Origin of the sequence: Photorhabdus temperata, from assembly GCF_025384845.1 — a bacterium.
Lineage (GTDB): Bacteria > Pseudomonadota > Gammaproteobacteria > Enterobacterales > Enterobacteriaceae > Photorhabdus > Photorhabdus temperata.
Map to the genome: position 1 here is coordinate 40628 of NZ_JAJAFX010000024.1, position 15056 is coordinate 55683.

The following is a 15056-nucleotide window of genomic DNA, read 5'->3' on the forward strand; positions in this document are numbered from 1 at the left end:
TCACCTGATTTTTTTCAAAGCGTCGAGAATACGTTGACAGGCATCGCCATCCCCGTAAGGATTATGAGCGCGGCTCATTTGCTGATAGGCAGCATCGTCTGTCAACAATCGGGTCACCTCCTCCACAATAGTTCTTGTTTCTGTCCCTACCAGACGTACCGTTCCCGCATCCACCGCTTCTGGTCGTTCAGTAGTATTACGCATCACCAGCACCGGTTTTCCTAAAGAAGGTGCTTCTTCCTGAATTCCGCCGGAATCCGTCAGGATCATATAGGCATGGTTCATCAAATAGACGAATGGTAAATAGTCCTGTGGTTGGATGAGAATGATGTTATCAATATCATGCAAAATACGCTTTACCGGCTCACTGACATTAGGGTTTAGATGGACCGGATAGACTACCTGTACTTCTGGATGGGCGCGGGCTATCTGTGCCAATGCTTCACAAATTCGCACAAATCCGCCACCAAAACTTTCACGACGATGACCCGTTACCAAGATCATTTTTTTATTAATATCAATAAACGGGTAATGTTTCGCCAACTTATTCCGCATAGCTTCATCATTCATTATTCGATCGCGTACCCACAACAACGCATCGATCACCGTATTGCCAGTGACAAAAACCCGATTATCTACAATTGATTCCTTCTGCAAATTCTTGCGGGAGTTTTCCGTCGGAGCAAAATGATACATTGCCAGATGCCCGGCAATCTTACGGTTTGCCTCTTCCGGCCAAGGGGAATAGAGATCACCGGTTCTTAGCCCAGCTTCAATATGACCAACAGGGATACGCTGGTAGAACGCTGCCAAACTGGTCGCCATAGTTGTTGTGGTATCTCCATGAACTAATACAACATCAGGTTTGAATTCTGTCAAAACGGGCTTCAATCCTTCCAGAATACGACATGTAATATCCGTTAAATCTTGCCCTGATTTCATAATATTGAGATCAAAATCGGGAGTGATCTCAAAAAGATGTAACACCTGATCCAACATTTCCCGGTGTTGGGCGGTGACACATACTTTTGCTTCAAAGGCTTCATCCCTTGCCAATGCGTGTACCAGCGGAGCCATCTTGATAGCTTCCGGCCGGGTACCAAACACAGTCAACACTTTCACAGTGACTCTCTTATTGGTCAGTAACTTGCAGACTTTCCTGCAAAAAACACTCTTTGATGCTATTTAATCCTGCACCTGGAGTTGCAAAAAATATCTCTGAGAAGCAGTTATTCATATAATTATTTGATTATTTACGTGAACGTCGTACCAATGCCACGCCAGCACCAACCAAGGTACCAACTGCGCCCCACATGACCATCAAAAACACTCTGCGAGGACTGTCTCTGGTAACAGGTTCCTCTGGTGTTCTCAAATAGCGGTAAGTCTGGAATTGCTCTTGTAATGTCGGGACAACATTTAACGTCGCTAACATTGCAATATTCTGGTCATAGTCCAAATCATAGTTGGGGCCTGTCGCTTCCAAAGTTTCAAGTTGAGCCTGTAACAACGGCGCACCTAACATAAACATTTTTGAATCAGGCAATTGATCCATCGGAGTATCAGTTTGATTACGCCGAATCCCCTGTTTTTCTGCAACTTTCAGCGATTGCTGCAACACATTCATTTCTCGGTTATAAACCGCTTTAGCGACCATTTCCTGGCGCTTAACCAATGCTTGCATAGATTGGGTGCGGGTAGCCCACGCATCCTTTACTTCATCATTCAAATGAGTGCTGGCGCGACTGTTAGCAAAAGCAATGTACTGGCGCAAGAGTTGATTTGCTTGTGCAGAGGACTCTGCTGTCAGTTTAATACTGTCATTCAACACTTTTTTATCATCATGAGGAATGAACTGAATATCGTTGACTAACTCATCTAATAAGGCCGCATCAACTCTGACATCACCTTTCCGATGCTGCTTGTAATAATCAGATTTTAACCAAAATTCACGACGAGTATCATATGCCGCGACCTGAGTAACGAATTCCTTATAAGCTTCTTCCAGAATAGACGGTAACTGAGTTTCCGGTGAAATGTTAATGTGAGTATCCAGATTGCGCAAAAACTGCTGCTGAGAGTAATAACTCCCCAAATGACTAGTGGTAGGCAGGTCAGTAGTAGCCGTTGCACTCCATTTTTGTTGCATCAGATATGTCACACCAAGAGCTATAGCAGCGAAAATAACTGTCAGTACGACAATCCATATCTTTCCGCGCCATAGAGCACTGCACAAGGCTCTGATATCCAGCTCATGTTCCAGAGCTTGTTCATCCTGAATAGATTTCGTTTCTGATTTTATCACTGCACAAAACCTCTGTTAGATAGATGTTTAATGGTTAACTGAACGGCGCATACGACGTTTTTGCCGTTTGATGAAACGAGCCACCCGCCATGCGTGCTTGATGCAATAGCCATACAACATAAATGCAAGCAAAAAAAGTGCCAACATTACCCATTCAGGCACAAACTCCAACCATTCCCCGATAATTCCAATAGCAGCGAATAAAGCTGCGGCAACAGTAATCAAGATAAATGCCTGACGTGATGAGAACCCAGCCCGCATAATCAGATGATGAATATGTTGTCTGTCAGGAGAAAATGGACTCATCCCTTTACGTAACCGACGGTACATAATGGCAACCATATCCATTAATGGAATGGCAATAATCCATAATGCAGTCACTGGATTAACCGGATGCTCATTCCCCTGAGTAGATTCAATAAGCAACCAGATAATTGTAAAACCAATCAATGTACTGCCTGCGTCCCCCATAAACACTTTGAAACGCTGGCTTAATAAACCAAGATTAAAAATAATATAAGGGAGAATGGCAGCAATAAATGCAAAACACCATAATGCCAGAGCGGTGTTACCACTTTGATACAGTAAGATCCCCAAGGCACCGAAAGAGACGCAGGATAATCCACCCAACAATCCATCTATTCCATCAACCATATTGAATGCATTGATGGCCGCCCAGACAGCAAATAAAGTCACAACATAACTGAACGGCCCAAGCGTCATGTCCCAAGGGCCAAAAGCATAACCAAGGCTGTCTAATTTCAGGCTGGCAAAATACATCATCGCAATACCAACCAGAGCTTGAATAGTTGCCCGGATCTTAACGCTGATATCAAAACGATCATCCAATGCACCGATAAATACCAGCACACCAGCACAAACTAAATATAACCACTTGTGAGGAATAAATTCTTTAGTGATAACAAAAGCAAAACAAACCCCGGTAAATACTGATATTCCTCCAACCAGAGGCACCAATCCCTGGTGACACTTACGATAATTGGGTTTATCAACGAGACCGATTTTCTTTGCTACTTTGCGCGCTATAAACAAAAACACAAATGAAAACAGAAAAACGCAAAAAACTTCGATATCCATGCTGAAAATATTCACGATAACAACTCTCTGTAAAAATAAAGACACCCTGGTTATTTATCATCCAAAACTCAATCCCACAGGCACTCCAGCTTGCGAAGACACTGCTTTATTATGGAAAAATTAATGGCCTTTATATCATTTTTGTGACATTTAATTTTAAATAGATGGCAGTATGTGAAATGTTGCAAAATACATACCATATTTACATAACACCATAATCGTGGATGCAAAAAACGCCACGAAATCGTGGCGCTTATTAAAATCATCGTAAAGTGAGTGAGAAACTACGAACGTTTCATCATGTCAAAGAAATCGTCGTTTGTTTTGCTCATAGCCAACTTATTGATAAGGAATTCCATCGCATCAATTTCTCCCATCGGGTGAATAATTTTGCGAAGAATCCACATTTTCTGTAGCTCTTCAGTCGTGGTGAGTAGATTTTCTTTACGTGTACCAGAACGGTTGTAATCAATAGCCGGGAAAACACGTTTTTCAGCAATTTTACGGGAGAGAAGCAGCTCCATGTTACCAGTGCCTTTGAACTCTTCGTAAATCACTTCATCCATCTTGGAGCCCGTATCCACCAACGCAGTCGCAATAATGGTCAGACTTCCACCCTCTTCCACATTACGTGCAGCGCCGAAGAAACGTTTTGGACGATGTAACGCATTAGCATCTACACCACCGGTCAGTACCTTACCGGATGCAGGGACAACCGTGTTATAAGCACGAGCCAAGCGGGTAATAGAATCAAGCAGGATAATAACGTCTTTTTTATGTTCAACCAGGCGTTTTGCTTTCTCAATGACCATTTCTGCCACCTGAACGTGACGAGAAGCGGGTTCATCAAAAGTAGAAGCAATAACTTCACCTTTCACCAAACGTTGCATTTCGGTTACTTCTTCCGGACGTTCATCAATCAGAAGTACCATCAATACACAATCTGGATGATTGTGAGCAATGTTAGCAGCAATATTTTGCAGCAACATGGTCTTACCCGCTTTTGGTGGCGCTACGATAAGACCACGTTGTCCACGGCCAATCGGTGCAGCCAGATCCAGAACACGGGCAGTCAGATCCTCAGTGGAACCATTACCACGCTCCATACGCAAGCGATTATTAGCATGCAGAGGAGTTAAGTTTTCAAAAAGAATTTTACTACGGGCATTTTCTGGTTTATCAAAGTTAACTTCGTTAACTTTCAACAGTGCAAAATAGCGTTCACCTTCTTTAGGTGGGCGGATTTTACCTGAAATTGTGTCACCGGTACGGAGGTTAAAACGGCGGATTTGGCTGGGAGAAACGTAGATATCATCGGGGCCGGCAAGGTAGGAGCTGTCTGCTGAACGGAGAAATCCAAATCCATCCTGCAATATCTCCAGCACACCGTCACCGAAGATATCTTCTCCACTTTTCGCATGCTGCTTAAGGATAGAGAAGATAATATCTTGTTTACGCATACGGGCCAGACTTTCCAGCCCCATCTTTTCGCCGAGTGTAATCAGTTCAGATACCGGCGTATTCTTTAATTCGGTAAGATTCATAATGGTGGGTTCTTAAACTCGGGGTATATCTCGAACTATGAACGTGAATAGTATGGCAGCGTCATCGGTGCCTGTTTATTTTGTACAAAAAACAAATAAGACCTTTAATACATTATTCATATAAAAAGGTAGTAATTTGAAGTACTAAGATTGAGCTCAAATAAGACTGACAGGCTGTCAAAAACGCTGTTGAGATAATGCTGAAACATTACTGATTTCTATAAAAACTATCTCAACGTAACGAGCTATACGCCAGATTATTCCCGTATAACCCATCGGATACTTTAGACTATCCAGAGATAACAGACTTATCAGACACTACAGATTGTTCAGTATGCAACATACTTCTAACAGATGTATGTGATACAAGCAGTGGCGCTAACTTATCATGCTTCTTTACGGACGTCTAGCGGTCAATGAAATAAATAATAGCATAAGCTAAACGTCCGGTATTAATGTGATCTTACTTCAATCAGAGATTAGCATCCAAAAATTCTTTCAATTGAGTTTTTGACAGTGCTCCCACTTTGGTAGCGGCAACCTGACCGTCTTTAAACAGTAACAGTGTAGGAATACCACGGATACCATACTTAGGAGCAGTTGCCGGATTGTCATCAATGTTCAGTTTAGTAATCGTCAGTTTACCTGAATATTCTGGGGCGATTTCATCTAAGATAGGTGCAATCATTTTACATGGTCCACACCATGCTGCCCAAAAATCGACAAGAACCGGACCAGCGGCGTTAAGCACATCAGTATCAAAGCTAGCATCACTCAAATGAATAATTTTATCGCTCATTTTTTACTCCAAAGAATAATTTTTTACCATGCTAGTGTAACATTACTGACATAAGCTTGCCTTTATTTCAGTGGATACACTTTCGTAAAACAATGGTTAACTGATATTCTACCACACTATGAGTAAAACACACTTGACAGAAAAGAAGTTTTCCGACTTCGCCTTGCACCCCAAGGTCATAGAAGCTCTTGATAACAAGGGTTTTTCTAATTGTACGCCGATACAAGCACTGACATTGCCTTTCACTGTCGAAGGTCGTGATGTCGCGGGGCAAGCGCAAACCGGTACTGGGAAGACGTTAGCATTTTTGGCGTCTGCTTTTCATTATTTACTGACTCATCCCGCAGCGAAGGAGCGTCAGACCAATCAGCCAAGAGCGCTGATTATGGCTCCTACCCGCGAACTGGCTGTACAGATTTACTCTGATGCAGAAGATCTGGCACAGGCAACGGGATTAAAGATGGGCCTTGCCTATGGCGGTGATGGTTACGACAAGCAGCTGAAAGTGCTGGAATCCGGTGTTGACATTCTTATCGGCACGACCGGACGTTTGATTGACTATGCCAAACAAGAGCATATCAACCTGAATGCAATTCAAGTTGTCGTTCTTGATGAAGCTGATCGTATGTACGATCTGGGTTTTATCAAAGATATTCGCTGGCTATTCCGCCGGATGCCTCCTGCAAATGAGCGCATGAACCTGCTGTTTTCTGCCACGCTCTCTTACCGGGTCCGGGAACTGGCATTTGAGCAAATGAACCATGCAGAATATGTAGAGGTGGAACCATTACAGAAAACAGGGCACCGCATCCGCGAAGAGCTGTTTTATCCCTCTAATGAAGAAAAGATGCGTCTGCTTCAAACGTTATTGGAAGAAGAGTGGCCTGATCGCTGCATTATTTTCGCCAACACAAAACATCGTTGTGAAGATATCTGGGCTCATCTGGCTGCTGACGGGCATCGAGTTGGTCTGCTAACCGGTGATGTGGCACAGAAAAAAAGATTACGCATTCTGGAAGAATTCAGCAACGGCAACATTGATATTTTAGTTGCAACGGATGTAGCAGCCCGCGGATTGCATATTCCTTCCGTAACCCATGTTTTTAACTATGACTTACCAGATGACTGCGAGGATTATGTTCACCGCATTGGTCGTACTGGTCGTGCAGGTGAAAGTGGTCACTCAATCAGCCTGGCCTGTGAAGAATATGCTCTGAACCTGCCAGCGATTGAAGATTATATTCAGCACCATATCCCTGTCAGCAAATATAACAGTCATGCATTGCTGAAAGATTTACCAGTTCCTAAACGCCGCCACCGTTCGCGTTCAGGGAACCATCAGCGCCGTAATACTTTATCGCATCGCAATAATACACCGCGTAATAACCGTAAACGTTCAGGCTGAATTAAATGATGCTGAGTTCTTCTTCGCTCTATGCGGCTATCGACTTGGGTTCAAACAGTTTCCATATGCTGGTTGTACGTGAAATATCCGGCAGTATTCAGATACTGGCACGAATCAAACGTAAAGTAAGACTGGCCACGGGACTGGATAAAAATAACCACCTATCTCAACAAGCAATGGAGAGAGGTTGGCAATGTCTCAGGGTTTTTTCTGAACGCTTACAGGATATACCACCATCACAAATCCGCGTTGTTGCTACAGCAACTGTGCGTATCGCCGAAAATTCAGGTGAATTTGTGAAAAAAGCATCAGAAATCCTTGGTTGCCCGGTTACAGTAATCAGCGGCGAAGATGAAGCTCGGCTTATTTATCAAGGTGTTGCCCACACAACCGGTGGCCCTGAAAAACGTTTAGTCGTAGATATTGGCGGGGCAAGTACAGAACTGGTCACTGGGAATAGGGCAAAAGTTACCCAGTTATCCAGCCTGAGTATGGGCTGTGTTACCTGGCTTGAATGCTACTTTCATGACCGCAGCCTAACGGAAGAAAATTTCGCCAAAGCCGAAGCGGCCGCACATGAAACTCTGAAAGCTATTGCTCCAAAGCTTATCGAACAAGGCTGGCAAATCTGTGTAGGAGCTTCCGGCACCGTTCAGGCTCTGCAAGAAATCATGATTGCTCAGGGTATGGATGAGCTGATCACTTTGCCAAAACTCCAGAAACTCAAACATAAAGCAATTGAATGCGGTAAGCTGGAAGAGCTGGAAATAGAGGGATTGACGCTGGAGCGGGCTCTAGTTTTCCCGAGTGGTCTTGCTATCTTGATAGCTATTTTTCAGGCATTAAATATTGAAAGTATGATCCTTGCGGGCGGCGCTTTACGAGAAGGTCTTGTCTACGGCATGTTGGATTTGCCGATAGAACAAGATATTCGCACCAGAACCCTACGTAATATACAACGTCGTTTTCAGTTGGATGCTGAACAGTCTCAACGGGTCAAACAATTGGCTGAGCACTTCTTACAACAAATTGCTAAACCTTGGGAGCTGGATAGCCGATGTCATGAATTATTACAAAGTGCTTGCCTGATACATGAAATTGGGTTGAGTGTTGATTTCCATCAAGCCCCCTCACACGCAGCCTATCTTATCAATTACCTCGATCTCCCTGGCTATACTCCTGCACAGAAAAAACTATTAGCCACACTACTGAAGAACCAAAGTGGCACGATTGATTTGATTTCCTTCAGTCAACAAAACGCTTTGCCTCTGAGACAAGTTCAACGTTTATGCCGCCTGCTGCGGTTGGCTATCATATTCACTAGCCGTCGCCGAGATAACACACTCCCAGCTCTGGGTTTAAAAGTGAGTGGTGAAACGCTGATGGTAACGCTGCCTCATAGCTGGCTAATGCAACACCCTCTGCGGGAGGAATCTTTACAGCAGGAAATTCAGTGGCAAAGTCATGTTCAATGGCCACTTGTTTTGGAAGAACAGATTAGCTAAAACCGAAACTCAATCATTTTCCCTGTATCTCTCTGATACAGGGAATCTTTAATCTATTTACTGCTTATTTTTTTGCCCAAGACCTAAACGCGACTTAATATCCGCAATGTGCGACTGCCCTTTTTGCATTCTCTCTTCAGCAGTAACTATTTTTTTACCTTGCGGCCAATGTAAATCATCCTGTGGCAACTCATGTAAAAAACGGCTTGGTTCAGGACGGATTAATTCACCATATTGGCGACGCTCTTTACATAAAGTAAAAAATAACTCCCGTTGAGCGCGAGTGATTCCCACATAAGCCAATCGCCGCTCCTCATCAATATTTTCTTCATCAATACTACTCTGATGAGGTAACAGCCCTTCTTCCATACCGACCAAAAACACATAGGGAAACTCTAATCCTTTAGAGGCATGCAGAGTCATCAATTGCACCTGATCAAACTCTTCACCATCTTCTCCCCGCTCCAGCATATCCCGCAATGTGAAACGCGTAACTACCTGAGATAAAGTCATTGGTTCGTTCAATTCATCACCCTCCAGCATTTCACTCATCCAAGTAAATAGCTGATTAATATTTTTCATCCGCATTTCAGCGGCTTTCGGGCTCGGTGATGTTTCGTACAGCCAGCTTTCATAATCCATACCATGCAGCAAATCACGCACCGCCAGCAAAGGTTTCTGCTCAACCTGACGGGCTATCTCATCCATCCAATGAGTAAAACGCTGTAGTGCCGCCAACCCACGGCCAGTCAGGCTTTGTTCTAAACCAAGATCAAAACTGGCCTGATAGAGGCTTTTATTACGCTGATTCGCCCATTCACCCAGTTTTTGAATTGTAGCCGCACCAATTTCACGTCTTGGCGTATTAACAATCCGCAGGAATGCGCTGTCATCCTCAGGATTAGTCAGTACCCGCAGATAAGCCAGCAGATCCTTAATTTCAGGACGGGCAAAGAAAGAAGTACCGCCAGAAATCCGGTAAGGAATGCGGTTTTGCATCAGCATTTTTTCAAACACCCGGGATTGATGGTTTCCCCGATAGAGAATAGCGTAGTCTTTATATTGGGTTTTATTGATAAAGTGATGTGCAATCAGTTCCCCGGCAACTTTTTCCGCTTCATGCTCTTCATTATTAGCCATAATGACTTTCAGCGGATCACCATAACCCAGTTCAGAAAAAAGGCGCTTTTCAAACACATGAGGATTATTTGCAATCAAAATATTAGCCGCTTTCAGAATACAACCGGAAGAACGGTAGTTTTGCTCTAATTTGATCACATTAAGCTTCGGGAAATCCTCTTTCAGTAACACCAGATTTTGTGGTCTTGCGCCGCGCCATGAATAGATCGACTGGTCATCATCACCCACCACCGTAAAACGGGCCCTTTGTCCCACCAGCAATTTAACCAGTTGATATTGACTGGTATTGGTGTCCTGATATTCATCTACCAACAAATAACGAATACGGTTTTGCCAACGTTCCCTTACCTCTTCATCACGCTGCATCAGCAATGTCGGTTTGGTAATCAGATCGTCAAAATCCAATACATTACAGCTCGCCAGGTGCAAATCATAACGGCGATAACATTCAGCAAACTGATGCTCTTGAGCAGAACGAGCTAATGCCGTAGCTTGTTGAGGAGAAAGCAGATCATTTTTCCAGTTTGAAATGGAAGAGATCAATTTTTGTAGTAAATCTTTATCTTCTTCCAGTAAATCGGCTGTCAAATCTTTCAGCAGAGCCATCTGGTCCTGATCATCAAACAATGAGAAATTGCTTTTCATTCCCAATGCCTTGTACTCGCGCTTAATGATTTCCAATCCCAGCGTATGGAAAGTAGAGATCATTAACCCCTTAGCCTCTTTGCGTCCCAAAGTTTGTGCTACACGTTCTTTCATTTCCCGAGCAGCTTTATTAGTAAAAGTAACAGCAGCGATATGACGAGGCTGATAACCACAAATACGAATAAGATGGGCAATCTTATTCGTGATCACTCTGGTTTTGCCAGAACCCGCCCCCGCCAAGACCAGACAAGGACCGGTAACAAATTCAACTGCTTGTTGTTGGCTGGGATTTAATCGCATGATGTTTAATGAGCTATATCAGGACAGTGCTTCGGGGCTGGAATTGTAGCAGAAAGAGGGAGAGGAAACGCCGTTTTCTTTAATTAAGGAGAAGAAGCCCTACAAGTTGATAATAATCACTTACTACTCAGCACTTGGTACATCTTTCATCTCAGCAACTATTTCTCATTAAATTTAAAGGGGGAAATTTCTCCCCCTTTATCTTTAACTCAATCTGATATTAACCTCCAACAGAAATACGCTTCATATCTGTCATATAGCCACGTAATACACGGCCAACGACTTCAATTGGGTGGTTACGAATAGCTTCGTTAACATCACGTAACTGGGCGTTATAAATACCACTATCTGCAACGGACTTACCTAAATCACCTGCCTGTAGTGAACCTATAAACTTCTCTTTCAGCAACGGAACAGCAACATGAGAGAACAAATAGTTACCATATTCAGCGGTATCAGAAATAACCACGTTCATTTCATACAGACGCTTACGAGAGATTGTATTCGCAATCAACGGCAATTCATGCAGAGATTCATAATAGGCAGATTCAGCAATAATACCGGTATCAACCATAATTTCGAATGCCAGTTCAACCCCGGCTTTCACCATAGCAACCATCAAAACGCCATGATCAAAGTATTCCTGTTCACTGATTTTGCCATCATATTCAGGTGAATTCTCAAACGAAGTGTTACCTGTTTCCTCACGCCAATTTAACAGGTTTTTATCATCATTAGCCCAGTCAGCCATCATACCGGAAGAAAATTCACCAGAAATGATATCATCCATATGTTTCTGGAACAGTGGCGTCATGATCTCTTTCAACTGCTCAGACAGAGCATATGCACGCAGTTTTACCGGATTAGACAAACGATCCATCATCAGGGTAATACCACCTTGCTTCAGTGCTTCCGTGATGGTTTCCCAACCAAACTGGATCAGTTTTCCTGCATAGCCCGGTTCCGCACCTTCCGCCACCAGTTGGTCATAACACAGCAATGAGCCAGCCTGTAGCATACCGCACAGAATGGTTTGTTCACCCATCAAATCAGATTTCACTTCAGCAACGAAAGACGATTCCAGAACACCAGCACGATGACCACCTGTTGCCGCTGCCCATGCTTTAGCGATCGCCATCCCTTCACCTTTCGGATCGTTTTCCGGGTGAACCGCGATCAAGGTAGGAACACCAAAACCACGTTTGTATTCTTCACGAACTTCAGTACCAGGGCACTTAGGCGCCGCCATTACAACGGTGATGTCTTTACGGATCTGCTCACCAACTTCAACAATATTGAAACCGTGGGAGTAACCCAGCGCAGCACCTTCTTTCATCAGCGGCTGAACTGCGCGAACAACAGAAGAGTGTTGTTTATCTGGCGTCAAGTTGACAACCAAATCAGCCTGCGGAATCAGTTCTTCATAAGTACCAACCTGAAAACCATTTTCGGTTGCTTTACGCCATGAAGCCCGTTTTTCTTCAATAGCCTCTTTACGCAAGGCATAAGCGATATCCAAACCGGAGTCACGCATGTTCAGGCCCTGATTCAGCCCCTGCGCACCGCAACCAACGATGACCACTTTTTTACCTTTTAAATATCCTGCCTCATCAACAAACTCTTCCCGCGCCATAAAACGACATTTACCTAACTGTGCCAACTGCTGACGCAAATTCAGTGTATTAAAATAATTAGCCATTCGTGACTCCGTTATCATGTTGTGTTCAGCAATCAAGTGCTGCGACTATTTTTTAAATTTCCCCACCCCGTGAGGTGTTTGTATATTTTCAATATATGACATGAAAGGCATTGCTTAAATTGATATATTAACAATACTGCATTGCATTTTATGCAATACTGATTATGGGGCAGGAAAAGGAGAATGGACTATGGATATACGTGATCTCAAACTGTTTCTGCATCTGGCTGAAAGCTGCCATTTTGGCCGCACAGCAAAAGCAATGCACGTCAGTCCATCCACACTATCCCGCCAAATCCAGCGTATTGAAGATATATTGGGGCATCCATTATTCTTGCGGGATAATCGCACCGTAAAGCTGACATTTGCCGGCAAGCAATTTAAACAGTTCTCCCAACAGACACTATTGCAATATCAGCAGTTACAGCACTCATTGAATCAGCAAAGTCCTTCCCTAAGTGGCGAATTACGCCTGTTTTGCTCAGTGACTGCGGCTTACAGTCATTTACCACAGATCCTTGATCGTTTCCGCGCAGAGCATCCTCTGGTTGAAATCAAACTCACTACCGGTGATGCCGCAGATGCGGTCAATAAGATACAGTCTAATGATGCCGATTTAGGCATCGCTGGTAAGCCGGAAAAATTGCCAGATAATGTCAGTTTCACCAAAATCGGTGAAGTACCGTTGGTACTGATCTCGCCTTCCCTTCCCTGTACTGTACGGGCGCTCGCCACACAAAAGTGCCCCGACTGGAATAACATTCCCTTTATTTTGCCGGAGCACGGCCCTTCACGTAAACGCATTGAGTACTGGTTTCGCCACCATAAAATTAACAACCCATTGATTTACGCTACAGTGTCCGGTCACGAGGCCATTGTTTCTATGGTTGCATTAGGTTGTGGTGTTGCATTAATTCCCAACGTAGTGGTAGAGAATAGTCCTGAACCAGTACGCAATCGCATATCGTTACTGGGCAATATTTCTCTGGTGGAGCCGTTCGAATTGGGTATATGTGTACAGAGAAAACGACTGAATGAACCCTTGATTAAAGCGTTTTGGGGGTTGTTATAAGGAACTGCGTTAGCAGGTGTTTTTGTTCATTACAAGTCTGACATCACCCATTTTTGTCATTATGCCAATATACTTATGATTCATGTGACATAATTCACAAAGAACATAAAAAAATAACCATATTGTTTTCATGATAATATGTTTAATATAAGTTATAAGTAATCAATAATAATTATATGAAAAGATTAGTCCCTGATTAAATTTTTGGTCATTAATTATGTTACTAAAGAAAATACTTTTAATTATATCAATTGAATAATAGCCATTTAACTCTGAGAAATTCAGGCGTTATTGAAATCGGCTAGTAAAAACAACAACATTGAATATTCCACCGTCTGAAAACACAGAGGGAAGTGATTCTTTTTCCATGTCATAACAATATCTTACGATAATGAAATAATTTCTTACTGGATATTACAGGAGGTGTCTTGAATTTCATAGCAAACATTTAATAATATTTCTATGATATAGTTACCAATAATAATCACTTAAGATTTAATTTAATTGAAAAATAATATCATTAATTTATCATAATTATATAAAACAATTAATTCAAACACACAACAATGATTTAATAAAGGACAATATTATGTTACATAAAATAGACAAAGCGCCATATTTTATTAAATTCTATAAATTCCATCTACAAGATCTCGTTTTCTCTTATAATATGAAAACAGAGTGGCATCACCATCCTTGTATACAATTAAGTGTATCTCCACATAATTCACTGATGAGAATTGATACTGAAAATGAATCGAAACAAGCGCATGGATTCATTATTTCTTCTAATATTAAACATAAATTACACTCAGAAGGACAACTCTGTTTTAATTTACTGATAGATCCAGCCAATCCCCTATGCCATCTATTATCACATCAGATGATGGGTTCAGATATAATATATTTAAGTCAAGAATCATCCGATTTGATAGCAAATTATTTTATTAATTGTTTACAATCAGAAACCACTCCAGATATCTTTATCCTAAACAACCTATTAGGCGAAATAGAAGACTGTCACTGTTATCAGGATAAACGGATCATGAAAGCTGCCTCCCTTATCACTGAATTACCCGTTAAATGTATATCCTCCCGTGAAATATCAGATCAGCTTTATTTATCTGAAAGTCGGTTCTTACATCTATTTAGGGAAAAAATGGGGACTAATTTCCGCAGTTATCTATTATGGAAACGCCTACATCATGCTATTAATGAGATACATTTATCGGACTCACTGACGTTATTAGCTTGTAATAGCGGATTTTCCGACAGTGCACATTTCAGTCGTACCTGTATGATGCTATATGGGTTAAGGCCCTCTGAATTAAAAAATGCCAGTATGAATAGAACGCAACAAGCACAAAAAAAACAATCCAATTTATCATTAGCGTTAGCAGGCGTAAATTTCTCAAAACAGAATATCTGAACCACGAATAAATAGTATTTTTGATAAATTATCTAAAATAAATAAATTCTATTTATATTTGTCATTATCAAAGCCAGTATGTAGCGATTCTGTATCATTCTATTCGTAATATTAT

Annotated in this window: 11 protein-coding genes; 4 read left to right on the plus strand and 7 right to left on the minus strand. The window is 42.3% G+C overall.

Going from position 1 to position 15056, the window contains the following annotated elements:
• The 5 genes from wecB to trxA form a co-directional block, all read right to left on the minus strand.
• The gene (gene wecB / locus LGZ99_RS11145) at positions 1 to 1122 is read right to left on the minus strand and encodes a non-hydrolyzing UDP-N-acetylglucosamine 2-epimerase (RefSeq protein ID WP_023043604.1); all 1122 of its coding nucleotides are present in this window, start codon (positions 1120 to 1122) and stop codon (positions 1 to 3) included.
• Between the two features lie 127 nt (positions 1123 to 1249).
• Entirely contained in the window at positions 1250 to 2305 is a 1056-nt protein-coding gene (wzzE, locus tag LGZ99_RS11150) for an ECA polysaccharide chain length modulation protein (RefSeq protein ID WP_036839316.1), read from the minus strand.
• A 27-nt stretch (positions 2306 to 2332) separates the two neighbouring features.
• A complete protein-coding gene (gene wecA, locus LGZ99_RS11155) occupies positions 2333 to 3403 on the minus strand; it encodes a UDP-N-acetylglucosamine--undecaprenyl-phosphate N-acetylglucosaminephosphotransferase (RefSeq protein ID WP_390894010.1) in 1071 nt (356 codons plus the stop codon).
• Between the two features lie 284 nt (positions 3404 to 3687).
• A complete protein-coding gene (gene rho, locus LGZ99_RS11160) occupies positions 3688 to 4947 on the minus strand; it encodes a transcription termination factor Rho (protein WP_023043607.1) in 1260 nt (419 codons plus the stop codon).
• 472 nt (positions 4948 to 5419) lie between these two features.
• Positions 5420 to 5746, minus strand: coding sequence for a thioredoxin TrxA (trxA, locus tag LGZ99_RS11165; protein WP_011148734.1), 327 nt, complete (start codon positions 5744 to 5746; stop codon positions 5420 to 5422).
• A 118-nt stretch (positions 5747 to 5864) separates the two neighbouring features.
• On the opposite strand from trxA, the gene rhlB reads away from it, so the two are divergent.
• Positions 5865 to 7151 (plus strand): ATP-dependent RNA helicase RhlB, encoded by a 1287-nt coding sequence (gene rhlB / locus LGZ99_RS11170; protein WP_036839320.1) that lies wholly within the window; start codon positions 5865 to 5867, stop codon positions 7149 to 7151.
• An 8-nt stretch (positions 7152 to 7159) separates the two neighbouring features.
• The gene (gene gppA, locus LGZ99_RS11175; protein ID WP_036839346.1) at positions 7160 to 8656 is read left to right on the plus strand and encodes a guanosine-5'-triphosphate,3'-diphosphate diphosphatase; all 1497 of its coding nucleotides are present in this window, start codon (positions 7160 to 7162) and stop codon (positions 8654 to 8656) included.
• 57 nt (positions 8657 to 8713) lie between these two features.
• On the opposite strand, the gene rep is transcribed toward gppA, so the two are convergent.
• On the minus strand, positions 8714 to 10741 hold the full coding sequence (gene rep / locus LGZ99_RS11180) for a DNA helicase Rep (protein ID WP_036839321.1): 2028 nt from the start codon (positions 10739 to 10741) through the stop codon (positions 8714 to 8716).
• Positions 10742 to 10961: 220 nt separating this feature from the next.
• A complete protein-coding gene (ilvC, locus tag LGZ99_RS11185) occupies positions 10962 to 12440 on the minus strand; it encodes a ketol-acid reductoisomerase (protein WP_262979111.1) in 1479 nt (492 codons plus the stop codon).
• A gap of 190 nt (positions 12441 to 12630) precedes the next feature.
• On the opposite strand from ilvC, the gene ilvY reads away from it, so the two are divergent.
• Both ilvY and LGZ99_RS11195 read left to right on the plus strand, forming a co-directional pair.
• Entirely contained in the window at positions 12631 to 13512 is an 882-nt protein-coding gene (ilvY, locus tag LGZ99_RS11190) for an HTH-type transcriptional activator IlvY (protein WP_036839323.1), read from the plus strand.
• A 589-nt stretch (positions 13513 to 14101) separates the two neighbouring features.
• Entirely contained in the window at positions 14102 to 14941 is an 840-nt protein-coding gene (locus LGZ99_RS11195) for an AraC family transcriptional regulator (protein WP_023043613.1), read from the plus strand.
• Positions 14942 to 15056 lie beyond the last annotated feature (115 nt).